This window comes from Microbacterium sp. NPDC089698 (genome assembly GCF_044749045.1).
Lineage (GTDB): Bacteria > Actinomycetota > Actinomycetes > Actinomycetales > Microbacteriaceae > Microbacterium.
The window spans coordinates 423,702-448,431 of sequence record NZ_JBIVHE010000002.1 but is presented as its reverse complement, the minus strand read 5'-3'; the positions used below and the strand labels follow the sequence as shown (position 1 = coordinate 448,431).

Here is a 24,730-nt window from a genome sequence, read left to right as displayed (position 1 = left end):
GGTCGCGGTCAGACGACCCCGGTGGCCCCGAGCAGCGTGCCGATGAGCCAGGTCGCGACGAGCGCCAGCGCCCCGCCGATGACCAGCCGGATCGAGGCGCGCACAGGGTTGGAGCCGCCGATCCGCGCCGAGACGAAGCCCGTCGCCGCGAGGGCGATCAGCACCGCGACGAAGGTGACCGGCACGCGCCAGGCCGGGGGCGGCAGCAGGATCGCGAGCAGCGGCAGGATGGCGCCGACCGTGAACGCGATCGCGGAGGAGATCGCCGCGTGCCAGGGATTGACGAGGTCGTCCTGGTCGATGCCGAGCTCGACCTCCAGGTGCGCGGCCAGCGCGTCATGGGCGGTGAGCTCGACGGCGACCCGGTGCGCGGTGTCGTCGCTGAGACCGCGCTGACGGTACAGCTCGGTGAGTTCGGCGAGCTCCGCCTCGGGCATGGTGCGCAGCTCCTCACGCTCCTTCGCGATGAGGGCGTGCTCGCTGTCGCGCTGGCTGCTCACCGAGACGTACTCGCCGAGCGCCATCGAGATCGCGCCGCCGATCAGGCCGGCGAGTCCCGCCACCAGCAGGGCGGCGTTGTCGGTCGTCGCGCCGGCGACGCCCACGACGAGCGAGGCGACCGAGACGATGCCGTCGTTCGCGCCGAGGACTCCGGCGCGGAGCCAGTTCAGACGCTGTCCGAGGCCCGTGCCGTGCGGTTCGTGCGGATGCAGTGCAGTCACGTCGTCTCTCTCCGTTCGCCGAGGACACTCCCTGGGTCCACGTAAGCACCTGCGCGCACCGGCGTCCATCAAGGCTAGGCATGCATAACCGCGGTCCTTACGGAAACCCCGAACCGGATCACCCGGGTTCCTCCGTTCCGCGCGCCCGGACGCGCCCCTAGCGTGGAGCCATGACCACAGCACCGTCCTTCTCCCCTCCTCCCGCGACAGGTCCCGTCGCGGCGGCGGCACGCACACCGGTGCGCCTCTTCCTCACGATCCTCGAGCTCGCCGCCCTCGGCGTGGTCGGATCCGGTGTGATGGGCATCCTCGGCGGAGGCCTGGGGCTCGGCTTCGGTCTCAGCTTCATCGGCGTCGGCCTGGTCGTCCTCGTCGGCCTGGTCTATGCGGTCTTCGGCGTCGCCTGGTTCGAGATCGCCCGGCTGAACGGTCTGTACGGGTTCGACCTCCCGCCCCTTCGCTGGCGTGCGGTCGACCGCCCCGGCTTCGGTGGCTGGCTGCTCTCCCTGTGGCGTCAGGCCTACAACGGACGGATGTGGCGGGCATTGGCGAACTTCGCGATCGCCTGCGCGCTCGGATCCCTGGTGCTGCGGCTCATGGCGTGGTTCGGGTGGTCGGCGGTCACGGCGTTCGCTCCGCTCTTCACCTCGGGCGAGGTCGACACCGGCTGGGGCACGAGGTACCCGAGCGCCTGGGCTCCGCTCATCGGCGGCGCGGGGGCTGCGGCGGGCATCGTCGGCATCATCAGCGTGGCGCTGCTGCACCGGGTGATCTCCCGGGGCATCGTGGCCACCCCCGATCGCAACCTCGACCTCAGCGAGCAGGTGCGCACGACCACCGCCCAGCGCGCGGGCGCGGTGCGAGCGGCGGACGTCGAACGCACCCGCATCGAGCGTGATCTGCACGACGGCGTCCAGCCCCGTCTCGTCTCCGTCGGCATGACCCTCGGGATGGCGCAGCAGAAGATCGACTCGGATCCGGAGGCCGCCAAGGCGCTCATCGCCGAGGCGCACACCTCGACGAAGGCGGCGATCACCGAGCTGCGCCAGCTCGCGCGAGGAATCCACGCCTCGGTGCTCGACGACCGCGGACTGGACGCGGCGCTCTCCGCGCTGGCGGGGCGCTCCCCCGTGCCGGTCGTCCTCGATGTGCGGCTCAGTGGGCGGTGCTCGCGCGATGCCGAGGCGGCGGTGTACTTCACCATCGCGGAGTCGCTCACCAACGCGGCCAAGCACTCCAGGGCCAGCGAATGCCGGGTCGTCGTGCGGGTGCGTGACGGAGGCACGCTCTGGGCCCGGGTCGAGGACAACGGCATCGGCGGTGCGACCGTGCTTCCCGGCGGCGGCCTGGACGGGATCGGCAACCGCGTGCTCGCCGCCGGCGGCACGTTCCGCCTGGACAGCCCTGCCGGCGGTCCGACCAGCCTGGAGGTGAGCGTCCCGTGCGCATCCTGATCTGCTCGCCTCGCGACCAGCACGACGACGCCGACCGGAAGGAGCGCATCTCATGAGGATCCTGATCTGCGAGGACTCGGTCCTGCTCCGCGAAGGGCTCGTGCGGCTTCTCGAAGACGCCGGCCACACGGTCGTCGCGGCGCTCCCCGACGCGACCGACCTCGACGAGACCGTCGACGCCACGGATCCCGAACTCTGCATCCTCGACGTCCGCCTGCCGCCGACGTTCGTGGACGAGGGGATCCGTGCGGCGCTCTCGCTGCGGAAGAGGCTCCCGCAGCTCCCGCTGCTCGTCCTCTCCCAGTACGTGGAGGAGCGCTACGCGAGCGACCTGATCATCGCGCAGGGCTCGGCGGGGCCGCTCGGCTACCTGCTGAAGGACCGGGTGGCCGACGTGTCGGAGTTCATCGAGTCGGTCGCGCGCATCGCGTCCGGATCCACGGTCCTGGATCCGGAGGTGGTCGCGCAGCTGCTCACCCGACGCAACCAGGACGACCGCATGCAGAGCCTCACCGAGAGGGAGCGCACGGTGCTCGCGCTGATCGCGGAGGGCAAGTCGAACCAGGCCATCGCCGCGACGCTGTTCCTCTCCGAGGCCAGCGTCGAGAAGCACATCACCGCCATCTTCCAGAAGCTCGGGCTCGAGCCCGACGAGTCCGGCAACCGCCGGGTGCTCGCCACGATCGCCCATCTCTCCAATGCCGGCCTGAACGGCCCGCAGACAGGAACGAACCGATGACGAACCTCACCCCTCCGAGCGCACCCGAGCAGGATCCGGCCGGTGCATCGGCGCCGCACGGCCCTGATCCCGTCGCGTCCTGCCCCGCACCCGCGTCGAGCCCGAGCCGGAGCACGCTGACCGCGATCACCATCGCCGCGGCGATCATCGGCGGCGGGGCGCTGGTCACGGTCGGCGGCGGATCCGCTCTCGCGGCCGTCACCCAGGTCGCCGCGAGCGACGGCTCGACGGCGCGCAGCACGAGCGTCGACACGACCGGGGTCACGGGCCTCAAGGTCGAGGTGGGGCGCGGCTCCGCCACGATCCGCTTCGACGACGTGAGCGAGGCGACCATGCGCGTCAGCGGCACCGGCAGCAGCGACTGGACGATGCGTCGCGACGGCGACGTCCTGCGGGTCGATCGTCCCAACGGCCCGTTCGGCTGGTGGATCGGCGGATGGTTCGGGATCGATCCGCAGATGACGCTCACCCTGCCCAGGGACCTGGAGGGCGAGCTGACCGCCGATCTGCAGCTGGACGCCGGCGCGCTCACGACCGAGGGCCGCTTCGACACCTTGACCACGAAGGTCAACGCCGGCTCGCTCACGCTCGACGGCGGCGCGAAGACCGTGACCACCACGGTGAACGCGGGATCGGCGACGCTGCGCCTGAACGACGTGACCACCGCGGATCTGTCGATGTCGGCGGGGGAGCTGAACGCGACGATCTCGGGCCGCCAGCCCGACGATGTCCGCCTGGACGTGAGCGCCGGATCCATGGACGTGACGGTGCCGACGGGGCGCTACGCGCTCATGAGGGACTCGTCGGCGGGCACCATCGACGCGAGGATCCAGACGGATCCGTCCTCGACCCACCGCATCGGCGCCCGCCTGTCGGCGGGCAGCATCACCCTCCGCGAGGGGAGCTGAGCGACGCCGAGCCGCGCTCGATTTCGCGATCGTGTCAACGTCCGGTAAAGTCTTGGAGGTTGATACGGGGCTATAGCTCAGGCGGTTAGAGCGCTTCACTGATAATGAAGAGGTCCCAGGTTCAAGTCCTGGTAGCCCCACCGACATGTGAGCGGATCCGAGAAATCGGATCCGCTCATTCGGTCGAAACCCGTCGAATTCGACACGGGGCCTTAGCTCAGTTGGTAGAGCGCCTGCTTTGCAAGCAGGATGTCAGGAGTTCGAATCTCCTAGGCTCCACAGGAACCAGAACGGACCCGGTCTTCACGACCGGGTCCGTTTCCGTTCACACGACCGCTTCGGCGAGCGTCGCGGACCCGGTCGTGCGCGGCGTGCCGGCCGTGACGCGCTGCCATGAGCCGGCGAGGATCTCCACGGCCCGTTCGAGCTCCCGCGGCTCGGTGGTGAACGGGATGCGCAGATGACGCTCGTGCCCGCCCTCCACGGCGAACCGTGGGCCCGCGCTCAGGTGCAGCCCGTGCGCGGCGGCGTCGATCACGAGCGCCGAGCTGAGCGGCATGCCCAGGCCCGCCCAGATCGCGACCCCGCCATGCACCTCCGGCACAGACCAGTCGGGCAGCTCCCGCCGGAGTGCTGCCGTCAGCGCGTCCCTGCCCGCGCCGAGCAGAGCCGCACGCTGCGGCAGGATCTCGCCGAGGCGGTGCACGATGCGCGTCGCGACGGCCTGCTCCAGGTCGGGTGTTCCGAGGTCGTGCGTCGGGCGGGCGGCACGCAGCCTGCGGATCACGTCGTCCGCCGCGCGGATCCACCCGATCCGCAGTCCGCCCCAGACCGACTTGCCCAGCGAACCGACCCGGATCGTCCCGGTGTCCGCCGCACCGAGCGGCTGCAGACGCGGAAGGCCGTCGATGTCGAGGTCGGCCGTCGTCTCGTCCACGAGCAGGAAGGAGCCCGCGTCATGCGCGGCGCGCTCGAACACGGCGCGCTCCTCGAGCGTCATCGTGCGCCCTGTGGGGTTCTGGAACTCCGGCATCAGGTACGAGAGCACGGGCCTTGCGCGGGCGAAGGCCTGCGCGGCGCGATCCAGGTCCCACCCGTGCGCGGTCTCGACGGGAACGCCGACGAGGCGGGCGCCCACACGACGGAACGTCTCCATGGCGTGCGGGTAGCTGGGCGTCTCGATGAGCACCCGGTCGGCCCGGCGCAGCAGGGTCGACGCGATGAGGTTGAGCGCCTGCTGCGCGCCGGTGGTGACCATGATCTGCTCGGGCGACGTCGGGATCCCGAGCCCGGTGTACCGGTCGGCGATCGCGGCGCGCAGCTCGGCGTGGCCGAGGATGTCGTATCCCGCGCGCGACACGAGCGCCGTGATCGACGCCGCGGTCTCGGCGATCACCCCGGGCAGGCCGGGCCAGGCGGGAGGGCTGGCCTGCTGCAGGTCGATGCCCTCGCGGTCGAACCAGCGCGCCGACATGGTGCGCCCGAGCGGCCGGGTGACGCTGCCCGACCCCTGCCGGCTCACGATGTGCCCGGTGGCGCGGAGGGCGCGGTAGGCCGCCGCGACCGTGGTGCGGCTCACGCCGAGGGCCGTCGCGAGCTCTCGCTCGGCAGGCAGCGCGGTCTCCGGGGCGATCCGGTTGTCGAGGCAGAGCAGGCGGATGGCATCGGCGAGGGCGTCGAACGCGGGTTCGCTGGTGCGCCACAGACCGAGCAGCTCGACGAGGGCGCGCGCGGAGAGTCGGGAGTCCATGAGGCCAGCCTAGAACGATTGGACTGGTCACAACAGTCCAGTTGAGGATCATCATGGATCCATGACAAGACGTGTGCTGCAGCTGCTCATCGGGCTCGTGCTCTACGGCTTCGGGTGCGGGCTCACGATCGTGGCCGGACTGGGCGTGGACCCGTGGACCGTGTTCGCGCAGGGCCTCTCGCTGCGCACCGGCATCGGCGTCGGGTGGATCACCAACATCGTCGGGCTGCTCGTGCTGCTGCTGTGGATCCCGCTGCGGCAGAAGCCGGGAGTCGGCACGCTCCTGAACGTGCTTCTCGTGGGCACCGCGATCCAGGGGACCGTGACGGTCATCCCCCCGGTGCACGGCCTGCTCATTCAGGTGCTCGTGCTCGTCGCCGGGGTGGTCGTGGTCGCCCTCGCCAGCGGGCTCTACATCGGCGCGCGTTTCGGACCAGGGCCGCGCGACGGCCTGATGACCGGGATGCACGGGCGTCTCGGCTGGCCGATCTGGGCGGCCCGGCTCTCGGTGGAGCTCACCGTGCTCGCGATCGGGTGGCTGCTGGGCGGCACCGTCGGCATCGGCACGGTCGTGTTCGCGCTCGGGATCGGCCCTCTCGTGCACATCGCCCTCCCCCTGCTCGACACCGCGCGGACGGGTCGGGGCGATGCGGAGAAGACGGAGACGGCCGCGAGCCGTCCGCGGAGCCCGGAGGATGCCGGCCTTCCCCGTCCGATCCTTCAGCGAGGCGCGGTCGCGACGCATGACGACTCCCGCGCCCTCGACGACCTGCGTGCCGCGCGCGATCGCAGCGACTGGTGAGCGATCGCACAGTTCGACCCTGCATGATGGGTGCATGGCGGCGAGACGTGGAGTGTGGTCCTTCGCGATAGCCGCCGTGATCCTGGCGGCTGCGTTCGTGGCGACCTACGTCTTCTTCGTGCGCACCTATGTCGGGCAGATCGTCGATGAGAGGGCCTTCGTGGGGGCCTCCTCGCAGCACGACCTGGTCTACCGGCTGACCGGCATGGTGCTGGGCAATGTGCCGACCGTCGCGATCGGCGGAGGGATCCTGCTCACGCTCGTCATCGGCCTGGTGACGCGTCGCTTCCGGCATCTGCTGGTGGCCCTCGCGGTGGGAGGGATCGCCGTGATCGCCGCGGAACTCGCCAAGCATGTGTTCCTGGAGCGCGCAGCGACCGGCGCGACCGACCTGCTGAGCAATTCATTCCCTTCCGGGCATGCGACGGTCGCCGCCGCTGCGGCGTTCGCGATCTTCGTCGTGTCTCCCCCGCGGTGGCGCCCTCTCGCGGCGGTGCTGGGCGGCGCATTCGCGGTGCTCACCGGGGTGCTGCTCGTGATCCAGCAGTGGCACCGCCCGAGCGATGTCGTCGCGGCATTCATGCTCGTCGCGGCATGCGGCTGTCTCGGCGGGATCGCTCTGCTGCTCTGGCGTGTGCCGGAGGCCGTCCCGCCCGCCCGCACGCTGCCGGCGCTGTGGTGGATCGCCGGGGCGAGTGCGCTCGCCTCCGGCATCGCGTTCGTCATCATCTTCATCACCGTGCAGAACCACGGCAGCCACCTCCAGATCGCGTACGCGGGCGGCGGCGCGGCGATCCTCGCCGTCGGGAGCGCCCTGGCGGCCGCGGGGAATGCGATCTTCCGCAGGATTTCCTGAGCCGGCTCAGGGCGAATTCCAAGGCCGGCGTCGGCCCTTCCGGAATACCGGTTGGGCGCGTGCCGCGGGGTACGGCCGGATGCGGGAAAACAACCGTTGAACAGCCGGTATCGCGACGATGGAGGCGGATGGATGCCGGGTCGCGGGACGATTTCCGCATTCACCGAGTAATCCACATGTGGATGAACCTGTTAATAGATTCCGGCGCTCCGGGAATTGTCATTCCGGAGCGGCCAGAACCGTGTGCGCGACACCGCCGCGGACCGGGTCTCCGGCCCCCGTCGAACGATGCGGGGATTGCGTCGAAGCCCGTTCCCGGGTCCATACTCGTCGTCATGCCTTCCACGCTCTTTCTCGACGGACTGCGCTTCGCCATGGTCTCCTCGACCGCCAGCAAGGTCGATTCCGACGCTCCGACGACCTTCGACTACCACCAGGACGGCCGCCTGATCTGGGGCGAGTACACCGGCGACACCGTCACAGAGGGCCGCTTCGTCGGCGAGATCGCCGGCGCGGAGGTGCGGGTCTCCTTCGCGCACGCGCTGGTCAGCGACGGCTCCGTCGTGCGCGGCGACGCGGTGAGCCGCGCCGAGCAGGAGGATGACGGCCGGATCCGCCTCATAGAGGACTTCGCCGTCGACGGCATCGACCACGTGAGCGTCTGCCTGCAGGTCTGACACCCGGCTCGACGCCCGTGCTCCGGACCGCGCTCAGACGCGGGTCCCGCGGCTCCCGTCGGTGCGGGTGAACCGCATCAGGCCGCTGTCGACCCCGATCGCCGCGCGCTCCGGGATCTCGTCCGGGAGCACGAAAGGCCGGCGGAAGACCTCGCCCATCACGATCGCGGTCTCGACCTTGGTCACCTCGGGACGGTCGGCGATCGTGCCGATCACGAGCGACTGCATGCGCTCCATGTCGACGCTGCGCACGAGCAGCATCACGTCGTGCTCCCCGGTCATCACCATCGCCGATTCCACATCGGGCATATCCCCGATCGCCTGGAGGAACGAGCTCCACGACTGGGGCTGGATCGTGCAGAACACGAGGGCGCTCACCCCGAGGCCGAGGCGGGTCGTGTCCACCTCCGCGGTGTAGCCCGTGATGATCCCGGCGCGGGTGAGGGACTCGACCCGGGAGTACGCGCTGGCGCGGGAGATCCCGACCTCCTGAGCGAGGGCGGCGATGGAGATCCGACCATTGCGGCGCATCGCCCGAAGGATGTCGTAGGCGATTTCGTCGATCACGGGCGCGGATCGTCCAGAGACGGGAGGCTGATCGTCGCTCATGCTGGACATAATGCCGTAGTGACGGAAGCGTGACAATCGAATGATCGAAATCGAGCCGTTCAGTCGGATATAGTGCCGGAAAACCCGATCCGGTCGTCTGACCTGTCCATCTTCAATGAGGAGGAAGCCGTGGCCCGTTCCTACCGCCACGTCGCCGCAGCGCTCATCGCTGTGGCCGCCATCGCGCTCGCCGGCTGCTCCGGCGGCAATTCCGCGAACAATTCCAGCAGCTCCTCCTCGGGCGGCACGCTCGTGGTCGACACCGCGTTCTCGCTCGAGACCGGTGACCCCGGGCGCAATTACGTGCCGACCGGGAACATGGTGCTGCACGCGGTGTACGACACCCTGCTGACCTTCCAGGGCGCCGACTCGACCACGCCGAAGCCCGATCTCGCGACCATGAAGCAGAACTCGGATGCGACCGAGTTCACCTTCACGATCCAGGACGGCCGGAAGTTCTCCGACGGCACCCCGGTCACCGCGGACGACGTCGTGTTCTCGCTCGACCGCGTCGCCGGGATCACCGATTCCAAGGCGAACTTCCTGATGGCGGGGATCACCGTCGCCAAGGTCGACGACAAGACCGTGAAGCTGTCGACGAAGACCCCTTCGCTGCAGCTGCCCGCGATCGTCACCAACCCCTCCCTCGCGATCCTCAACTCGAAGCTCGTCGAGAAGAACGGCGGCACGACCGACGACAAGGACGCGGCGAAGACCTGGCTCGACGCGAACTCGGCGGGATCCGGTCCGTACAAGCTGCAGTCGCTGGACCTCACCTCGCAGGTCGTGCTCGTGAAGAACGACAAGTACGACGGCGACGACAAGCCCGCCTACGACAAGATCGTCGTGCGCAACATCTCGCAGTCCTCCACGCAGCTGACCAACCTCAAGGGCGGCGACTCCAACGTGGCGGTCGACCTCTCCGGCGACCAGGTGAAGAACCTCGGCGACGGCTTCACGGTGAACTCGGCCCCGTCCGCGGAGACCCTCTTCCTCCTCATCAACCAGGACAAGAACGTCGGCGGCGCGACCGCGAACCCCAAGTTCGCCGAGGCGGTGCGCTACGCGCTCGACTACGACAAGCTGCTGGAGCTGGCCGGATCCGGATCCGTGCAGGCCACCGGCGTCATCCCGCCGATGTTCCCCGGCGCGAACAAGTCCGGCGTGAAGCAGGACCTCGAGAAGGCCAAGGCCGCCCTCGCCGCCTCCGGCTACACCGGCCAGGAGATCAAGCTGCAGTTCCCGAACGACAACCCCGTCGGCGGCGTGGAGTTCACGCCGGTCGCCGAGCGCGTCCAGGAGCAGCTCAAGGCCGCGGGCATCAACGTGACCCTGGCTCCGGCCCCGTTCGCGACCGAGGTCCAGCCCTACGTCAAGGCGCAGGAGGCCTTCTCGCTCTGGTACTGGGGCCCCGACTACGCCGACACCTCCTCGTTCCTGCCGTTCGGCCCGGGTCAGAAGGTCGGCCTGCGCGCCGGCTGGGCCGCCGAGGCCGACTCCTCGATCGCCGACCTGGTGACCAAGGCGCAGAATGCGACCAGCGTCGACGCCCGCAACTCCGCGTTCAGCGACTACGCGAAGGCGATGCAGGAGTCCGGCCCGTTCGTGCCGCTGATCGTCCCGGGCATCAACCTCGCCAGCTCCTCGAAGGTGGCCGGGCTCGAGTACAACGTGACCTGGACCCTCGACCTGCGGACGCTGCACCCCGCGAAGTGAGCCCTGCGGGGGTCGGAGCCACGAGGTTCCGGCCCCCGCAGCACCACGCCCTCTCCGCCCCGTAGACCCGGAAGCCCCCTGTGTCCGAGACGAAAGCCATCGCCACCCGCACGTCGCGGAAGGCGCAGCACACCCTGTTGCGCTTCCTCGCCCGGCGGGCCGTGACGAGCGTGATCCTGCTGTTCGGGATCGTGCTGGTCACCTTCTCCCTCACCGTGATCGTGCCCGGCGACCCTGTGCGCGCCGCCCTCGGCGAGGGCGCCGCGTCGAACCCCGCCACGGTCGAGGCGTTCCGGCAGAAGTACGGACTCGATCAGCCGGTGTGGATCCGGTTCTTCATCTACGTCGGCAACCTGCTGCGCGGCGACCTCGGCACCTCGCTGAAGTCCGGGCAGCCGGTCTCCGCCGACCTCGCCAAGGCCGTGCCGGCGACCGCGGAGATCGCCTTCTACGCGATCATCATCAGCCTCGCCGTCGCGATCGTGCTCGGGACCCTCGCCGCCTACCGTCGCGGTAAGGTCACCGACCAGGTCGTGCGCGTGGTCACCCTGATCGGCCTCAGCATCCCCACGTTCTGGATGGCGATCCTCTGCTACCAGCTGTTCTTCATGAACCTGCACTGGGTCAGCGGATCCGGCCGGATCTCCCCCACGATCACCCCGCCGCCGCGCATCACCGGCTTCTACACGATCGACTACCTCCTGAACGGCGACTCGGTCGGCTTCGTCGACGCGATCGGCCACCTGGCCCTGCCGGTGCTCGTGCTGAGCCTGTTCACGATCGCCACCCTCACCCGGTTCGTGCGCACCTCGGTGCTCGAGGTGCTCGACATGGACTACGCCAGGGCGGCCAGGGCGAAGGGCCTGAGCGGCCGCCGGGTCGTCGTCGGCTACGTGCTGCGAGGAGCGGCGCTGCCGATCCTCACCCTCGTCGGCATCGCGTTCGGCAGCCTGCTCTCCGGCACCGTGCTCGTCGAGGCGGTGTTCGCGTGGCCCGGTCTGGGCACCTACGCGTACAACGCGTCGAAGAACCTCGACCTGCTCGCCGTGACCGGCGTCGGGCTCGTGGTCGGCGTGATCTACCTCGTCATCAACCTCGTCGTCGACGTGCTCTACGGCGTCCTGGATCCGCGAGTGAGGCTGTCGTGAACCTCGTCATCCCCGAGAAGGTCGCCCCGAAGCGCCGCCGCCCCTGGCTGCCGCGCGCCTGGCGCACCCCGCTGGCCATCGTCGGCACCGTGATCGCGCTGATGTGGATCGTGGTCGCGATCCTCGCGCCCTGGATCGCCCCGCACGACCCGCTCGCGCAGGACCTCCCCCGTCTCGCACCGCCCAGCGGCGAGGCCATCATGGGCACCGACGTCAACGGCCGCGACATGTTCTCGCGCCTGCTGCTCGGAGCGCAGGCGACGATCCCGCTCGCCCTCATGCTCGTGGTCTGCGCGATGATCGTCGGCACCGTCGTGGGCGCCGTCGCCGGCTACCTCGGCGGCTGGTTCGACGAGGTGCTCATGCGCATCACCGACATGGTCATGGCGTTCCCGACCGTGATCCTCGCCATGGTCATCGCCGCATCCCTCGGCCCGTCGATCATGAACGCCGTGATCGCCGGAATCATCGTGGCCTGGCCGCCGTACGCCCGCATCACGCGGTCGCTCGTGCTCGGCCTGCGCACGCAGAACTACGTGATCGCCGGCCGCCTGCTGGGCTCGTCCCCGCTGCGCTCGCTCCTGCGGGACGTGCTGCCGAACATCGCCGGCCCGGTGCTCGTGCTCGCGTCGCTCGACATCGGCACCGCGATCCTGCTGCTGTCCGGTCTGTCCTTCCTCGGTCTCGGCGCCCAGCCGCCGACGCCCGAGTGGGGCACGATGATCGCCGCGGCCATGCAGAATCCCTCGGCCTGGTGGCTGGGCCTGTTCCCCGGCATCGCGATCCTCAGCATCGTGATGGCCTTCAACTTCATCGGCGACTCGCTGCGCGACGCCCTCGACCCGCTCGCCGCCCGCGAGCGCGAGGCGGAATCGCCCACGGCGGTCTCCGCCGCCGCATCGACCGGGGAGGTGGCACAGTGACCGCCGCGCTCGCGATCCGCGATCTGCACGTCGAGCTCGGCCAGAGCCGTCGCAACCGCACCGAGGTCGTGAAGGGCATCTCGCTCGATCTCGTCCCCGGACGCATCCAGGGCCTCGCCGGCGAATCCGGATCCGGGAAGAGCATGACCGCGATGGCGATCCTCGGGCTGCTGCCCGCGGGCGGCACGGCGTCGGGATCCATCGTCCTCGGTGGCGCGGGCAAGGCCGACGTCCAGCTCGTCGGCATGACGGGCAAGGCCTACCGCACCGTGCGCGGCAAGCGGATCGGCATGGTCTTCCAGGATCCTTCCGCCAGCCTGCATCCGCAGATCACGGTCGGATCCCAGCTCGCCGACGGCATCCGCACGCATCTCAACCTGTCCCGCGCCGAGGCCAGGAAGCGCGCCGCCGAGCTGCTCGCACTGGTGCGCGTGCCGAACCCCGAGGAAGCGCTGCAGAAGTACCCGCACCAGTTCTCGGGCGGTCAGCGGCAGCGCATCGCGATCGCGATCGCGCTGGCCTGCGAACCCGAGGTCCTGCTCGCCGACGAGCCCACCACCGCGCTCGACGTGACGGTGCAGGCGGGGATCCTGCACCTGCTGCGCGATCTCGCGACCGAGCGTGACCTGGCTGTGCTGCTGGTCACGCACGACCTCGGCGTGATGAGCGCGGTCGCCGACGAGGTCGCCGTGATGCGGGGCGGGCTGATCGTCGAGTCCGGATCCCGGCAGCAGATCTTCCAGGACCCCCAGCATCCCTACACGCGCGAGCTGCTGGACGCGATGCCCGACGCGCAGGATTCCCTCGTGGATGCTCCTGTGGAGGCCGGATCCGCGACCGATCCGTCCGGCGATCCGTCCGCTTCTACGCCCGGGATGACGGACGCCGACGATTCCGAGGAGACCCGATGAGTGCTCAGAAGCCGGTCCTGCACGTCGACTCCCTCGTCGTCGAGTACGGCGGCCGGGCCGCGTTCCGCGCCGTGGACGGCGTCTCCTTCGACATCGCCGCCGGCGAGGTGCTCGCGCTCGTCGGAGAGAGCGGCTGCGGGAAGTCATCGACGGCTCGGGCCGTGATCGGGATGGAGAAGCCGCGGGCCGGTGAGGTGCTCTACCGGGACCGCTCGGTGCAGCCCCTCGGCATGCGCACGCGCCCTGCGGAGCTCACCGCGATCCAGATGGTGTTCCAGGATCCGAACTCCTCGCTGAACCCGCGGATCCGCATCGCGCAGCAGATCGCCGAGGGATCCCGCGCGGCGATCGCCCGCGGCGTCGACACCGAGGCGCCATCGCACTGGCTGAAGGCCGTCGGCCTCTCGCCCGCTCTCGAGAACCGGTATCCGTACCAGCTCTCCGGCGGTCAGCGGCAGCGGGTCGCGATCGCCCGCGCGCTCGCCGCGAAGCCGGATCTCATCGTCGCGGACGAGCCGATCTCGGCGCTGGACGCCTCCGCCCAGGCCTCGGTCGCGGGCATGATGCGCGAACTGTGCGTGGCCTCGGGCGCGGCGATGCTGTTCATCTCGCACGACCTGTCCGTGGTGCGGCTCATGGCCGACCGCGTCGCCGTGATGTACCGCGGCCGGATCGTCGAGTCGGGCGCGACTCCCGTGGTGTGGGCCCAGCCCGTGCACCCGTACACGGCGGCGCTGCTCGATGCCATCCCCCACCCGGACGGCGAGGGCGTGCTGCCCGCCGCCCCTGCTTCGGAGGCGCCCTCGTCCTGGCGCGTCGAGATCCCCGAGGCGCTCGACCGCGTGCGCTGAGCACGCCCCACAGACCTCCCGGCGCGGGCTCGCCCCCCTGCGCCCGCGCCGGGAGACCCACGTGCGGGTGCCTACCGGTCCCTGAGCGAGGAGCGCAGCGACGAGACGAAGGGCGCCCTCGGTCAGCGACCCGCGGGCGTCAGCTCGTGCGGGGTGGTGTTGAGGTTCACGCAGCCGTCGGCGGTGACGACCACGATGTCCTCGATCCGGGATCCCCACTCGCCGGGGAAGTAGATCCCCGGCTCGATGCTGAACGCCATGCCCTCGCGCAGCGGGAGGTCGTTGCCGGGTGCGATGTACGGCTCCTCGTGCGTCGTGACGCCGATACCGTGGCCGGTGCGGTGCAGGAAGGCCTCGGCCAGGCCCTCCGCGGCGAGCACCTCGCGGGCGGCCGCGTCGACCTGCTCGGCGGTGACGCCGGGGCGCACCGCGTCGACGGCCGCCTGCTGGGCGCGCACGAGCACGGCGATCCGTCGGGCGGCCTCGGGATCCGGCTCGCCCACCGCGTAGGTACGGGTGCTGTCGGAGTTGTAGCCGGCCGGCACGGCGCCGCCGATGTCCACGACCACGATGTCGCCGTCCTGGATCACCCGGTCCGAGACCTCGTGGTGCGGATCCGCGCCGTGGGGTCCGGAGGCGACGATCACGAACTCGACCGTGCGATGCCCCTCCTCGACGATCGCGGCGGCGATGTCGGCGCCGACCTCGCGCTCGGTGCGGCCGGCGCGCAGCAGGCCGGGCACGCGACGGTGCACCGCGTCGATCGCGTCGCCGGCGCGGCGCAGCTCGGCGATCTCGGCGTCGTCCTTGATCATCCGTCCCTCGCGCAGCACGGGCGTGGCGAGCTCGGGGCGCAGGCCGAGACGGTCCGCGAGCGGGATCACGTGCAGGGCGGGCAGCGCATCCGAGACGCCGAGCCGCGCGGGGGCCTCTGGTATCGCGGCGGTGACGAGCGCATAGGGATCCTGCCCGTCCACCCAGTCGGCCACGGCGAGGCCGAGCGCACCGACGGCGGTGTCGCGCACCTTGGCGAGCTCCATGCGCGGCACGATGACGGTCGGATCCCCGGCGGCCGGGATCACGAGAGCGGTCAGCCGCTCGATCGTGTCCCCCTCGACGCCCGCGAGGTAGGTCAGGTCGGGACCGGGTCCGACGACGATCGCGTCGAGTCCGGCATCAGCGGTCAGGGCGCGGGCGCGGTCGAGGCGGGCGGCGTACACGGAGGCGGGGAAGGGCGTGCTCACCCCTCCACGCTACGTCCGCGCCACCCGGCCGCGCCAGGGGTTCGGCGGGACATATTCCAGGATCGAGATGAACCGCCGCCCACTCGCGGATCCCCGGCGAATCGTCCGCCGCATCCGCTCCGTCGCCCCTCCCGCCCAGACGATTCGCCTGACCGCGAGACTCCAACTCCGCGACGAGACTGCGGTTCTAGAGTGCAGTCTCGTCGCCCAGTTGGAGTCTCGCGGTCAAAGAAGGGGGGCGGTCAGGTCAGGGTGATGCCGGACTGCTCCAGGCGGGTGCGGACGCGGTCCACGTCGTCGTCGCCGGGGAGGTCGCCGAGCACCTTCATCATGAGCACCTGCGCGTCGACGAGGGAGATCTCCGGATCCGCTCCGCTCTGCGCGGCGACGGCCTCGCAGACCTCCTGCACCTCGTCATCGGTGAGGCGGCGGCGCAGCAGCGCGAGGATCGGCACGCGGTCCTGCGCCGGGATCCCCTCCGGATAGCCCGCCCCCAGCCAGCGCAGCGCCTGGGCGATGGGGTTGGCGTCCGACGGCTCAGCGCCGGCGGATCCCGCACCGGAGTCCTCCGGCGACTCCGCACCGGAGCCGCCCGCGGCCGCCGCGGCGAGGATCGTCCGATCGCCCACGATCCGCTGCGCCTTGGTGCTCAGCGGCACTCCGCGGTCGGCGAGCAGGACGGCCACGCGGCGCACCTCGTCGGCGCCCGGACTCGCCGAGGTCACGTCGGCGATCGCCGCCCGGATCTGCGACACCCGCACCGGATCCGTCTCCTGCCGGGCCAGCGCCGCGACCACCTCCGCGAGCTCCTCGGCGGTGAGCGTCCGCTGCAGGAGGGCCAGCAGCGGCGAGTAGTCCTTGGGCGGCACGCCCTCCGGATAGCCGGCGCGCAGCCAGTCCAGTACGCGGGAGAGGACGTTGCCGTTCACTTGCCCACTCCGAACAGCGAGATGCCGAAGTAGTGGTAGATGCTGAGCCGCGTGATGAAGAGCACTCCGGTGAGCACCACGGCGATCACGAGGGCGAACAGGATCCAGCCCGCCGCGGTCAGCAGCGGACGGCGCGTCCCAGGGGCCTCGCCGTCGACCTCCCCGGTGCCGGCCGACTGCAGCCGCATGCCGATCGCGAACAGGGCGGGAAGACCCGCGCCGAACAGCAGGCCGACCAGCAGCACGCGGCCCGCGGAGAGCGCCATCTGCGCGATGTCGAAGTTCATCTCATCCGTCCTTCGGTTCAGGCCGCCGCGCCCTCGGGCACGACGGAGCCGTCCCATTCGGCGTTGACGTTGTTGTGGTCGACCTTCTGCCGGCGGCTGCGCAGATAGAGGAGGGCGGCGGCCGCGAGCAGCAGGACGAACACGGTGACGGCGCCGGCGAGCCCGCCGATGCCGTGGGCGAGGAAGAAGCAGAGAGCGCCCACGACGCCCGCGGCGGGCATCGTGATGAGCCAGGCCGTGACCATGCGGCCCGCGATCCCCCACCGCACCTGCGCACCGGGGCGTCCCACGCCGGATCCGAGGATCGATCCGGTGGCGACGTGCGTGGTGGACAGCGCCATGCCCATGGAGCTGGACGTGAGGATGATGGCGGCGGAGGACGCCTCCGCGGCGAGCCCCTGCGGCGACTCGATCTCGACCAGGCCCTTGCCGAGGGTGCGGATGATCCGCCAGCCGCCGAGGTACGTGCCGAGTGCGATCGCCGCGCCGCAGGTCACGATGATCCAGATCGGCAGGCCCTCGTTCAGGATCTGATCGCCGGTGAGCGTGCCGTGCGCGATGAGGGCGAGGGCGATCACGCCCATGGTCTTCTGCGCATCGCCCGTGCCGTGCGCGAGCGAGACGAGCGACGCGGTGCCGATCTGTCCCCAGCGGAATCCCGCCTCGCGGTGCTTGGCGTGCACGGACCGGGTGAGGCGGTAGACGAGCCAGGTTCCGACCGCCGCCACGATGCCGGCGATGAGCGGGGAGAGCACGGCGGGGACGATGATCTTCCCGACGATGCCGGCCCAGTTGACGGTCGCGGCCCCCGCGATCCCGGCGCCGATGAGACCGCCGAACAGGGCGTGCGAGGAGCTGGACGGCAGGCCGAGCAGCCAGGTCAGCAGATTCCACAGGATCCCGCCGACGAGGCCGGCGAAGATGATGATCATCGCCGATTCGGGGTTCAGGCCCGGCACGAGATCGCCGCTCGGGCCCTGGATCGTGAGCACGTCCTTCGTGATGGTCGCCGCGACCTCGACCGAGAGGAAGGCGCCCACGAGGTTCAGGATCGCCGAGAGGGCCACCGCGACCTTCGGCGTGAGCGCCCCCGTGGCGATGGAGGTGGCCATCGCGTTCCCGGTGTCGTGGAATCCGTTGGTGAAGTCGAAACCGAGTGCGGTCACGACCACCAGGATGAGGATCATCACTTCGGCGCTCATGACCGTCAGCATTCCGCGTTGCGGAAGCGCGAACGGGCGGTGTCGTGCACTCGACGGCGAGAGTTCATCGGGCGTTAAGCGCACCCGCCGCGAGCGATCGAGGAGGGCCTTCACCGTCCGCATAGCCGTCGGGCGTAGCCTCACGGCGGCCGCACAGCAGATCGGAACCCGCCACGCCTCCCATCCCCGTCTTCCTCAGCACCTGGAGCCTGGATCCCACCGCTCTCGTGGTGCTGATCGTCGCAGCCGGTCTCTACCTCGGCGGGGTGGAGGTGCTGCGCCGAAGGGGCCACCGCTGGCCGCTGCGACTCACGCTGATGTACCTGCTGCTCGGTCTCGGCTCCTACGCCGTCGTGTCCTTCGGGTTCCTCGGCACCTGGAGCCCGGCGCTGCGCTGGGCCTTCTCGACGCGGATCGCCCTGCTCATGTTCGTCGTGCCGGTCCTGGTCACGCTCGGACGGCCGGTGTCGCTGGCTCGCGCGGTGCTCTCCTCACGGCCCCGCGCCCGGGTGAACGGCTTCCTGCGCTCCTGGCTCGCGAAGTTCTTCGGCAACGCGATCATGGCGCCGGTGTTCACGTGCCTCGTGTTCGCCCTGTTCTTCACGCCGCTGTCCGCGGTGCTGCGGATCAATCCGATCGCGGAAGGCGTGGCATCGGCGATCGTGCCGCTGCTGGGACTGCTCATGATCCTGCCGATGGCCGCGCACACCGTCGCGCGCACGAGCCTGTTCATCGTGGCCGAGTTCATGTTCGCGTTCGTGGAGCTCGTGCTCGACGCGATCCCGGGCGTGCTGCTGCGCCTGGGGACGGTCGTCTTCGACCATGCGGGCGCCTGGCCCGGCGCGCTGCCGGTCTGGTTCCCGAATCCGCTGCGCGATCAGCAGCTCTCCGGCGACTTCCTGTGGTTCATCGCCGAGATCGTCGATGTGCCGATCCTCGTGATCCTGATGATGCGATGGATCCGCTCCGACCGGCGCGAGTCGCGCAGCATGGATGAGCTCAGCGACGAGGAGATGGCGGAGCTCACCGCCGCGCACCTGCGCGGGGAGTGAGGGATCCGGCGCGGGAGCCGGATCCGCTCCTCGTCACTCCGCGGGCGCGGCCGTGCGGATGCGGTCGCCGAGGAACGCGAGGTCGGCGGCCGAGAGCGCGGTCACGGCATAGGAGACCGGCCACACGGCGCCGTCGTCGAGCCGGGCGGGCCACTCGAACTCGAAGGTGGCGTAGCGCACCTTGAACTTGGCCTTGGGCTTGAAGAAGCAGACGACCTTGCCGGCGGCGTTGGCCCAGGCCGGCATGCCGTAGTACGTGCGGGGCACGAGGTGCGGGGCGTTCTCGGCGACCAGCCGGTGCAGGGCCTCGGCGAGCGTGGCGTCCTCGGCGTCCATCTCGGCGATCTTGGCCAGGACGTCGGCCTCTCCGGCCGCGCGGGCCTCCTCGGCGGAGATCTTCTTCCGCGCGACGCGGGTGCGGCTCTCCTTCGCGGCCTCCTTGACGGCGGCGCGCTCGAACTCGGTCAGCACGGGAGCGGTGTTCTCGGTCATGGCATCCTCCTGTCAGCGCCCCGCGGATCCGGGGACATCGTCAGCCTACGAACGCGTGCGCACGGGCGCTTCTTCAGAACTGATCGATCGACGAGAAGCCTCGCCGCGACGCAGGACCTGCCACGATGGGCTTCATGACGACGCTGTTCACGGGCCGGATCCGACCGCTCTCCCCCGCCGCCGCCGACCTCGTCGAGGCGCTCCTGGTCGACGACGAAGGACGCATCATCGCGGTCGGCGCGACCGCGGACCTCGCGGCGCAGGACCCTTCCGCGGAGCGCGTGGCGCTGGACGGCTGGACGATGCCGGGGCTCATCGAGCCGCACGGGCACCCCGGAACCGCGGCCGTGCTGCTGTCCGACCGCGTGCTCGACCTGCGGCCCGTCGTCCTGCCGGATGCGGAGAGCGTCATTTCGGCCTTGCGCGCCGCGCTCGCCGCCGCCGAGGGACGCCCGGTGTACGCGAGCGGGTGGGACGCCCTGCTCCAGCGCGGGCTCCCGGATCCCGACATGCGGCTGCTCGACGACCTCGCCGGATCCACTCCCCTCGCGATCGTGCACAACTCCGGCCACTCGGCGTACTTCAACGCCGCCGCGGCACGGATGGCGGGACTGGACAGGGAGACCCCCGATCCGGCGGGCGCGTCGTTCGGTCGTACCGCGGACGGCGAGCTGAGCGGTGTGGCTCTCGAGGCCGCGGCCGTGGAGCAGGTCGTGGCTCCGCTCCTGCGGTCGGCCCAGGCCGACATCGTCGAGCTGCTCGGGGCGCACTTCGCAGATCTCTCCCGTCGCGGGATCACGACCGTCTCCGACCTCAGCTGGAACCCGGCGCTGAACCCGGTCGTCGATGCGCTGCGCGCCGCCGGCCGGATGCCGCTCCGGCTGCGGTGGTACGAGATGTCCCGCCCCGGAGGAACGCCCGCCGCACGTCCGTCGAACGCGAGCGACCCCGTCGACGGGGCCGCAGACGCCGAGGACGGTATCGTGCGCCAGATCGGCGTCAAGACCTGGACCGACGGCTCCCCGTGGGTGGGCAACATCGCCACGAGCTTCCCGTACCTCGACACGGCGGCGACCAGGTCGCTCGGCCTCGAGCCGCACCACCGGGGATCCTCGAACTACACGGCCGAGGAATTGCACGGGATCGCCGAGCCCTACGCCGCCGCCGGCTGGCAGCTCGCCTGTCATGCGCACGGCGACCTCGCGATCGACGAGACGCTCGACGTCTACGAGCGGCTGATCGAGAAGCACGGTCTGACCGATCACCGTTTCCGCTTGGAGCACGTGGGGGCGATGACCGCGGCGCAGTTCGCCCGCGCGGCGGAGCTCGGCGTGACCGTCAGCCTGTTCGTCGACCACATCACCTACTGGGGCGAGGTGCTCGTGGACGACCTGTTCGGTCCGGAGCGGGGCGGAGCATGGGCGGACGCGGGCGCCGCGTTCGCGGCCGGTCATCGCGCGACCTTCCACAACGACGGATGGGTCACGCCCGCCGAACCGCTGCGCAACATGGCGGTGGCGGAGACCCGGCGCACGCGCTCCGGGCGGGTCATGCCCGCCGGCACCGCGGTCTCGCGCGCGCAGGCGCTCGCCGCGCACACGACCAACGCGGCGTGGCAGCTGTTCAGCGAGCACGAGGTCGGATCCCTGGCGCCCGGCCTGTTCGCCGATCTCGTCGTTCTGGACCGGGATCCGCTGACGGTTCCGGCGGAGGAGCTGGCCGAGGCGGTGGTGCGAGAGGTGCACCTCGGCGGGCGGCGCGTGAGCTGACCGCGCCATACCGGCTGCGACGTCCTAGGGTGTGAACCATGGACATGCGGGTCGCGGCATACGCGGTCATCCTCGACGATGACCGGCGGGTGCTGCTGGCGCGGTGGACCGAGGGCCGCCGGGTGTCGTGGACCATGCCGGGAGGCGGGCTGGAACCGGGTGAGGACCCCGAGGCCGCCGTCCGCCGCGAGGTGCGCGAGGAGACCGGCTACAAGGTGGTCGTCGACGAGCTGCTCGGGATCCACTCCCGGGTGATCCCCGCCCGCCGCCGGGTCACGCCGGGCGCGACCGAGCCTCTGCACACCCTGCGCATCGTCTACCGCGCGCGGATCACGAGCGGGAAGCTCCGCTTCGAGAAGAACGGATCCACCGACATGGCCGCCTGGTACGGGCTCGACGAGGTCGCCGGCCTGCAGCGCGTGCGGCTCGTGGACATCGCCCTCGGCATGGCCGGCGTGGCGGCCTGATCCGTCTGCCTGCGGCTACTCCGGCTCTGAGATGTCGGCGACGGTCGCGTCGTACGCGGTGATGAGGGCGTCGCCGTCGACGAACAGGCTGTAGCCGTGCGCGCCCGCGCCCATCGCGATCCGACGACCGCGGATCGTCTCGTCCGCGAACACCGGCCACGCGGTGGTGCTGCCGATCGGGACGATCGTGCCGCGCTCATAGCCGGTCGCGGCCAGCGCGACGGCCGGATCCGGCAGCTTCAGCCGATTGACACCGACGAGGGCGCGCAGCTTGGGCCAGGAGATCTTGCGCCCGCCGGGGATCAGCGCGAACAGGAACGTGTCGTCGCTCCGCTTGACCACGAGGGTCTTCACGATGCCGGACGGGTCCAGGCCGAGCAGAGCCGCGGCCTCCTGCAGGCTGTGGGCGGCCGGGCGCTGCCGGATCTCGATGTCGAGGCCGCGTTCGGCCGCGGCATCGCGCACGCGGGCGTGCGGATCCGATCCCTCGGCGGACTCCTCCGCGGGATCGGGGACCGGCGACGCGGAGGTGCTCACGCCTCGGGGGCGTTCAGCGGGTCGTCGGCGACCCAGAGCTCGTCGTCGGCGCGCAGCGCCTGCCAGGCCGCCACCAGGACGCCCACGGCTGCCGCGGCGCCGAGGATGATCGCGATCACGGCGCCGATGCCGAGGCCGCTCTTGCGCTCGGCCGGCGCGGCGAGGACGGCGCGGGGCGTGTGCGCGGTTCCGGTGCGCTTGGCGTTCGCGATGTCCCACGCGGTGAGGGCGGATCCGACGACGCCGCCGATCGCCGGGACGACCTTGTGGTCGACGACGTCGCGGGAGAACTTGACCCCCTTGTCGACGGCGGGCACCACGCGGTGCTCGTACACGTCCTGCACCGTGGGCACGACCTGCTCGCGGCGGAAGTTGTCGAGCTGACGACCCGCCTCACGGGCGACGTTCGCGGCCTCGCCGACGACGACCTGCTGGGCGGCCCACAGCTTGGCGGCCTCGCTCTGCAGCTGGCGGAGTTCCTTCTGACGCTTGCGGCTCAGGCTCACGATGCCCTCCCAATCGAAACGGGGTTCGGACTCACCATCTTGCCAGACAAGCTCCTGAGTGGCGGGTGTGCGTCGGAGAAGTTCCTGGGGGAATCGGAGACTGCAGGGGATCCGATGCGAGAATGGACCCATGCCTCACGCCACTCACGTCGCCACGCTGCACACCAACCACGGAGACATCGTCATCAACCTCTTCGGTGACCACGCTCCCCGCACCGTGAAGAACTTCGTCGAACTCTCCGACGGCACCGGATCCTGGACGCACCCGGCCACCGGCAAGCCCGGCGAGGGCGCGCTGTACAAGGACGTCATCTTCCACCGCATCATCCCGAACTTCATGATCCAGGGCGGCGACCCGCTCGGACAGGGCGTCGGCGGCCCCGGCTACACCTTCAACGACGAGATCCACGGCGAGCTGAACTTCAACGAGCCCTACATCCTCGCGATGGCCAACGCCGGCCTGCGCCGTAACGCCATCACCGGTCAGGCCGAGGGCACCAACGGCTCGCAGTTCTTCATCACGACCGACCCGACCCCGTGGCTGCAGGGCAAGCACACGATCTTCGGCGAGGTCGCGGACGACGCCTCCAAGGCCGTCGTGGACGAGATCGCGGCCGTGCGCACCGGAGCGGGCGACCGTCCGGTCGAGGACGTCGTGCTGCAGTCCGTCGACATCGTCGCGAACTGACCCCGCCCCCGGACTCCGGAGCGCACGGATGACGACTTCGGAGTTCCACGCGAATCCCGACAACTTCTGCTACCGGCATCCCGGCCGGCAGAGCTTCGTGCTGTGCCAGCGGTGCATGCGCACGATCTGCCCGGAGTGCCAGACCCAGGCTCCGGTCGGGGTGATCTGCCCCGAGTGCATGCAGGAGCAGCGTCGCAATCAGACGCCCGCCCAGCGCCGGGCCAACCGGCGCTGGGGCGCGCGTTCGATGACCGCCGTCGGCGGTCGTCCGCTCGTGACGTACTGGATCCTCGCGATCACCTCGGCGGTTAGCCTGCTGCAGTTCGTGCCCGGGATCGGCGGGTTCCTCACGAGCAACCTGCAGTTCTGGGCCGGCAATCTCTATCCGTCCCTGTCGGGGGCGCCGTTCGAGCCCTGGCGTCTGCTGACCACGCTGCTCGTGCACGGCAACTTCATCCACCTGGGCCTCAACATGCTCGCTCTGTGGATGGTCGGCCAGAGCCTCGAGCCATTGATCGGCCGCGCGAAGTTCCTCACCCTCTATCTGGTGAGCGGCCTCGCCGGGTCCGTCGGCGTCGCATTGATGTCGCCCGGCACCCCGACGGTCGGCGCCTCCGGGGCGATCTTCGGACTCCTCGCCGCGCTGCTCGTCGTGGGCCGGCATCTCGGCGCGAACGTCATCGGCATCCTCGTCGTGCTCGTGATCAACTTCGTGTACGGCTTCATCGTCCCGGGGGTGGCCTGGCAGGCGCACATCGGCGGCGCGGTCGCCGGCGCCCTGGTCGCGCTCATCTACGTCCGGACCAGCGGTCGCGGCACGACCAAGTTCTGGTGGATCGGGCTCGTCTCCGCGCTCGTCCTCGTACTGCTCGCCGTGGTCGCGATCGTTCCGCCTCTGCTGATCACCGCCGGTCACTGACCCCAGCCGCACAACGGCCCTCGCCTTCGGGCGGGGGCCGTTCGTCGTTCTGCCGAGGGTGTGAATGACAGGCGTGTAATTCTCCCCACATGGGGATAGATCTGTGGATAACTTCGGGGACGGGGTGTGCATATCCATCCCCAGAATGTGGATAACCCCTCAGATCCGTGGACAACCCTGCGGATGACGGGCTACGGCGGTCCCTGAACCGGTCGGTCCCTGAGCCTGTCGAAGGGTGGAATGCAGAAACGCCCCCGCGGAGAGCGGGGGCGTTTCGGAGAACAGGAGGGCGACGTCAGCGCCAGCGCGTGGTCATCAGGAAGCCGATCAGGGCGATGCCGAGGCCGATCAGCAGGTTCCAGGACTGCAGACCCGGGATCGGGTACTGCATGCCGGTGATGTAGAAGACCAGGATCCAGGCGAGGCCCAGCAGCATGAAGCCGACCATGACCGGCTTGAACCACACGGCGTTGGGTGCGGCTTCGCCGTCGACCTTCTCTGCGACGGCTTCTTCGGGCTTGCGGGATCGTGCCATGCGCACAGTCTACCCAACGGACCCTCCCGACATCAGG

General features: G+C 70.4%; 27 protein-coding genes and 2 tRNA genes. 18 read left to right on the top strand and 11 right to left on the bottom strand.

What is annotated here, in order from left to right:
- Positions 1-8: 8 nt before the first annotated feature.
- On the bottom strand, positions 9-722 hold the full coding sequence (locus ACIPY5_RS09190; protein WP_400969509.1) for a VIT family protein: 714 nt from the start codon (positions 720-722) through the stop codon (positions 9-11).
- Positions 723-892: 170 nt separating this feature from the next.
- On the opposite strand from ACIPY5_RS09190, the gene ACIPY5_RS09185 reads away from it, so the two are divergent.
- The 5 genes from ACIPY5_RS09185 (at position 893) to ACIPY5_RS09165 (ending at position 4,102) form a co-directional block, all read left to right on the top strand.
- Entirely contained in the window at positions 893-2,176 is a 1,284-nt protein-coding gene (locus tag ACIPY5_RS09185; RefSeq protein WP_400969506.1) for a sensor histidine kinase, read from the top strand.
- Between the two features lie 52 nt (positions 2,177-2,228).
- The gene (locus ACIPY5_RS09180) at positions 2,229-2,915 is read left to right on the top strand and encodes a LuxR C-terminal-related transcriptional regulator (protein WP_400969504.1); all 687 of its coding nucleotides are present in this window, start codon (positions 2,229-2,231) and stop codon (positions 2,913-2,915) included.
- Positions 2,912-3,823: a DUF4097 family beta strand repeat-containing protein gene (locus ACIPY5_RS09175; protein ID WP_400969501.1), complete on the top strand. Its 912-nt coding sequence runs from the start codon at positions 2,912-2,914 to the stop codon at positions 3,821-3,823. Before ACIPY5_RS09180 ends, ACIPY5_RS09175 begins: the two co-directional genes overlap by 4 nt.
- A 66-nt stretch (positions 3,824-3,889) precedes the next feature.
- Positions 3,890-3,963: transfer RNA gene (locus ACIPY5_RS09170), tRNA-Ile, on the top strand.
- Positions 3,964-4,029: 66 nt separating this feature from the next.
- Positions 4,030-4,102 (top strand) — tRNA-Ala (locus ACIPY5_RS09165).
- 46 nt (positions 4,103-4,148) lie between these two features.
- Here the strand turns inward: ACIPY5_RS09165 and ACIPY5_RS09160 are convergent.
- Entirely contained in the window at positions 4,149-5,573 is a 1,425-nt protein-coding gene (locus ACIPY5_RS09160) for a PLP-dependent aminotransferase family protein (protein ID WP_400969499.1), read from the bottom strand.
- Between the two features lie 61 nt (positions 5,574-5,634).
- Between ACIPY5_RS09160 and ACIPY5_RS09155 the strand changes: the two genes are divergently transcribed.
- The 3 genes from ACIPY5_RS09155 (at position 5,635) to ACIPY5_RS09145 (ending at position 7,908) form a co-directional block, all read left to right on the top strand.
- Positions 5,635-6,375 (top strand): YitT family protein, encoded by a 741-nt coding sequence (locus ACIPY5_RS09155; protein WP_400969496.1) that lies wholly within the window; start codon positions 5,635-5,637, stop codon positions 6,373-6,375.
- 34 nt (positions 6,376-6,409) lie between these two features.
- Positions 6,410-7,231, top strand: a complete 822-nt coding sequence (locus ACIPY5_RS09150) for a phosphatase PAP2 family protein (protein ID WP_400969493.1) — start codon at positions 6,410-6,412, stop codon at positions 7,229-7,231.
- 335 nt (positions 7,232-7,566) lie between these two features.
- A complete protein-coding gene (locus tag ACIPY5_RS09145; protein WP_309341926.1) occupies positions 7,567-7,908 on the top strand; it encodes a hypothetical protein in 342 nt (113 codons plus the stop codon).
- Between the two features lie 33 nt (positions 7,909-7,941).
- Here ACIPY5_RS09145 and ACIPY5_RS09140 read toward each other — a convergent pair whose 3' ends face one another.
- Positions 7,942-8,517: an Lrp/AsnC family transcriptional regulator gene (locus ACIPY5_RS09140; RefSeq protein ID WP_400969489.1), complete on the bottom strand. Its 576-nt coding sequence runs from the start codon at positions 8,515-8,517 to the stop codon at positions 7,942-7,944.
- 129 nt (positions 8,518-8,646) lie between these two features.
- Between ACIPY5_RS09140 and ACIPY5_RS09135 the strand changes: the two genes are divergently transcribed.
- From ACIPY5_RS09135 to ACIPY5_RS09115, 5 genes are all read left to right on the top strand, one after another.
- Positions 8,647-10,233 (top strand): ABC transporter substrate-binding protein, encoded by a 1,587-nt coding sequence (locus ACIPY5_RS09135; protein ID WP_400969486.1) that lies wholly within the window; start codon positions 8,647-8,649, stop codon positions 10,231-10,233.
- Between the two features lie 80 nt (positions 10,234-10,313).
- Positions 10,314-11,381: an ABC transporter permease gene (locus tag ACIPY5_RS09130; RefSeq protein WP_309341932.1), complete on the top strand. Its 1,068-nt coding sequence runs from the start codon at positions 10,314-10,316 to the stop codon at positions 11,379-11,381.
- A complete protein-coding gene (locus ACIPY5_RS09125) occupies positions 11,378-12,304 on the top strand; it encodes an ABC transporter permease (protein WP_400969482.1) in 927 nt (308 codons plus the stop codon). Before ACIPY5_RS09130 ends, ACIPY5_RS09125 begins: the two co-directional genes overlap by 4 nt.
- The gene (locus ACIPY5_RS09120; protein WP_400969479.1) at positions 12,301-13,215 is read left to right on the top strand and encodes an ABC transporter ATP-binding protein; all 915 of its coding nucleotides are present in this window, start codon (positions 12,301-12,303) and stop codon (positions 13,213-13,215) included. Before ACIPY5_RS09125 ends, ACIPY5_RS09120 begins: the two co-directional genes overlap by 4 nt.
- Positions 13,212-14,066 carry an ABC transporter ATP-binding protein gene (locus ACIPY5_RS09115; protein WP_400969476.1) on the top strand — a complete coding sequence of 285 codons (855 nt, stop codon included), beginning with the start codon at positions 13,212-13,214 and terminating at the stop codon, positions 14,064-14,066. The genes ACIPY5_RS09120 and ACIPY5_RS09115 overlap by 4 nt, the downstream gene beginning before the upstream one ends.
- A gap of 122 nt (positions 14,067-14,188) precedes the next feature.
- Here the strand turns inward: ACIPY5_RS09115 and ACIPY5_RS09110 are convergent, their stop codons facing one another.
- The 4 genes from ACIPY5_RS09110 to ACIPY5_RS09095 form a co-directional block, all read right to left on the bottom strand.
- Positions 14,189-15,310: a M24 family metallopeptidase gene (locus ACIPY5_RS09110; RefSeq protein WP_400969473.1), complete on the bottom strand. Its 1,122-nt coding sequence runs from the start codon at positions 15,308-15,310 to the stop codon at positions 14,189-14,191.
- Between the two features lie 242 nt (positions 15,311-15,552).
- Positions 15,553-16,239 (bottom strand): DUF3349 domain-containing protein, encoded by a 687-nt coding sequence (locus ACIPY5_RS09105; protein WP_400969470.1) that lies wholly within the window; start codon positions 16,237-16,239, stop codon positions 15,553-15,555.
- A complete protein-coding gene (locus ACIPY5_RS09100; protein ID WP_309341944.1) occupies positions 16,236-16,526 on the bottom strand; it encodes a hypothetical protein in 291 nt (96 codons plus the stop codon). Before ACIPY5_RS09100 ends, ACIPY5_RS09105 begins: the two co-directional genes overlap by 4 nt.
- A 17-nt stretch (positions 16,527-16,543) precedes the next feature.
- Positions 16,544-17,728 (bottom strand): anion permease, encoded by a 1,185-nt coding sequence (locus ACIPY5_RS09095; protein WP_400969467.1) that lies wholly within the window; start codon positions 17,726-17,728, stop codon positions 16,544-16,546.
- 230 nt (positions 17,729-17,958) lie between these two features.
- On the opposite strand from ACIPY5_RS09095, the gene ACIPY5_RS09090 reads away from it, so the two are divergent.
- Complete coding sequence (locus ACIPY5_RS09090; RefSeq protein ID WP_400969464.1) at positions 17,959-18,780, top strand: cytochrome c oxidase assembly protein; 822 nt, start codon at positions 17,959-17,961, stop codon at positions 18,778-18,780.
- A 33-nt stretch (positions 18,781-18,813) separates the two neighbouring features.
- Here ACIPY5_RS09090 and ACIPY5_RS09085 read toward each other — a convergent pair whose 3' ends face one another.
- Positions 18,814-19,272 carry a hypothetical protein gene (locus tag ACIPY5_RS09085; protein WP_309341948.1) on the bottom strand — a complete coding sequence of 153 codons (459 nt, stop codon included), beginning with the start codon at positions 19,270-19,272 and terminating at the stop codon, positions 18,814-18,816.
- A gap of 134 nt (positions 19,273-19,406) precedes the next feature.
- Here ACIPY5_RS09085 and ACIPY5_RS09080 point away from each other — a divergent pair, with 134 nt between their 5' ends.
- Complete coding sequence (locus ACIPY5_RS09080) at positions 19,407-21,041, top strand: amidohydrolase (RefSeq protein WP_400969461.1); 1,635 nt, start codon at positions 19,407-19,409, stop codon at positions 21,039-21,041.
- Between the two features lie 38 nt (positions 21,042-21,079).
- Positions 21,080-21,508 (top strand): NUDIX domain-containing protein, encoded by a 429-nt coding sequence (locus ACIPY5_RS09075; protein WP_309341952.1) that lies wholly within the window; start codon positions 21,080-21,082, stop codon positions 21,506-21,508.
- 15 nt (positions 21,509-21,523) lie between these two features.
- On the opposite strand, the gene ACIPY5_RS09070 is transcribed toward ACIPY5_RS09075, so the two are convergent.
- The gene (locus ACIPY5_RS09070; protein WP_309342017.1) at positions 21,524-21,973 is read right to left on the bottom strand and encodes a YbaK/EbsC family protein; all 450 of its coding nucleotides are present in this window, start codon (positions 21,971-21,973) and stop codon (positions 21,524-21,526) included.
- Positions 21,974-22,041: 68 nt separating this feature from the next.
- A complete protein-coding gene (locus ACIPY5_RS09065) occupies positions 22,042-22,551 on the bottom strand; it encodes a DNA helicase (protein ID WP_309341954.1) in 510 nt (169 codons plus the stop codon).
- Between the two features lie 130 nt (positions 22,552-22,681).
- On the opposite strand from ACIPY5_RS09065, the gene ACIPY5_RS09060 reads away from it, so the two are divergent.
- The gene (locus tag ACIPY5_RS09060; protein WP_400969456.1) at positions 22,682-23,239 is read left to right on the top strand and encodes a peptidylprolyl isomerase; all 558 of its coding nucleotides are present in this window, start codon (positions 22,682-22,684) and stop codon (positions 23,237-23,239) included.
- Between the two features lie 28 nt (positions 23,240-23,267).
- On the top strand, positions 23,268-24,158 hold the full coding sequence (locus tag ACIPY5_RS09055; protein ID WP_400969453.1) for a rhomboid family intramembrane serine protease: 891 nt from the start codon (positions 23,268-23,270) through the stop codon (positions 24,156-24,158).
- Between the two features lie 295 nt (positions 24,159-24,453).
- Here ACIPY5_RS09055 and ACIPY5_RS09050 read toward each other — a convergent pair whose 3' ends face one another.
- Complete coding sequence (locus ACIPY5_RS09050) at positions 24,454-24,693, bottom strand: cell division protein CrgA (protein ID WP_309341958.1); 240 nt, start codon at positions 24,691-24,693, stop codon at positions 24,454-24,456.
- Between the last annotated feature and the right edge of the window lie 37 nt (positions 24,694-24,730).

Excerpts from the sequence above, each read along its gene's own strand:
- ACIPY5_RS09185 (WP_400969506.1), top strand. The coding sequence starts at position 893 with ATGACCACAGCACCGTCCTTCTCCCCTCCTCCCGCGACAGGTCCCGTC.
- ACIPY5_RS09180 (WP_400969504.1), top strand. The coding sequence starts at position 2,229 with ATGAGGATCCTGATCTGCGAGGACTCGGTCCTGCTCCGCGAAGGGCTC.
- ACIPY5_RS09175 (WP_400969501.1), top strand. The coding sequence starts at position 2,912 with ATGACGAACCTCACCCCTCCGAGCGCACCCGAGCAGGATCCGGCCGGT.
- ACIPY5_RS09160 (WP_400969499.1), bottom strand. The coding sequence starts at position 5,573 with ATGGACTCCCGACTCTCCGCGCGCGCCCTCGTCGAGCTGCTCGGTCTG.
- ACIPY5_RS09155 (WP_400969496.1), top strand. The coding sequence starts at position 5,635 with ATGACAAGACGTGTGCTGCAGCTGCTCATCGGGCTCGTGCTCTACGGC.
- ACIPY5_RS09150 (WP_400969493.1), top strand. The coding sequence starts at position 6,410 with ATGGCGGCGAGACGTGGAGTGTGGTCCTTCGCGATAGCCGCCGTGATC.
- ACIPY5_RS09145 (WP_309341926.1), top strand. The coding sequence starts at position 7,567 with ATGCCTTCCACGCTCTTTCTCGACGGACTGCGCTTCGCCATGGTCTCC.
- ACIPY5_RS09140 (WP_400969489.1), bottom strand. The coding sequence starts at position 8,517 with ATGAGCGACGATCAGCCTCCCGTCTCTGGACGATCCGCGCCCGTGATC.
- ACIPY5_RS09115 (WP_400969476.1), top strand. The coding sequence starts at position 13,212 with ATGAGTGCTCAGAAGCCGGTCCTGCACGTCGACTCCCTCGTCGTCGAG.
- ACIPY5_RS09100 (WP_309341944.1), bottom strand. The coding sequence starts at position 16,526 with ATGAACTTCGACATCGCGCAGATGGCGCTCTCCGCGGGCCGCGTGCTG.
- ACIPY5_RS09095 (WP_400969467.1), bottom strand. The coding sequence starts at position 17,728 with ATGAGCGCCGAAGTGATGATCCTCATCCTGGTGGTCGTGACCGCACTC.
- ACIPY5_RS09085 (WP_309341948.1), bottom strand. The coding sequence starts at position 19,272 with ATGACCGAGAACACCGCTCCCGTGCTGACCGAGTTCGAGCGCGCCGCC.
- ACIPY5_RS09080 (WP_400969461.1), top strand. The coding sequence starts at position 19,407 with ATGACGACGCTGTTCACGGGCCGGATCCGACCGCTCTCCCCCGCCGCC.
- ACIPY5_RS09075 (WP_309341952.1), top strand. The coding sequence starts at position 21,080 with ATGGACATGCGGGTCGCGGCATACGCGGTCATCCTCGACGATGACCGG.
- ACIPY5_RS09060 (WP_400969456.1), top strand. The coding sequence starts at position 22,682 with ATGCCTCACGCCACTCACGTCGCCACGCTGCACACCAACCACGGAGAC.
- ACIPY5_RS09055 (WP_400969453.1), top strand. The coding sequence starts at position 23,268 with ATGACGACTTCGGAGTTCCACGCGAATCCCGACAACTTCTGCTACCGG.
- ACIPY5_RS09050 (WP_309341958.1), bottom strand. The coding sequence starts at position 24,693 with ATGGCACGATCCCGCAAGCCCGAAGAAGCCGTCGCAGAGAAGGTCGAC.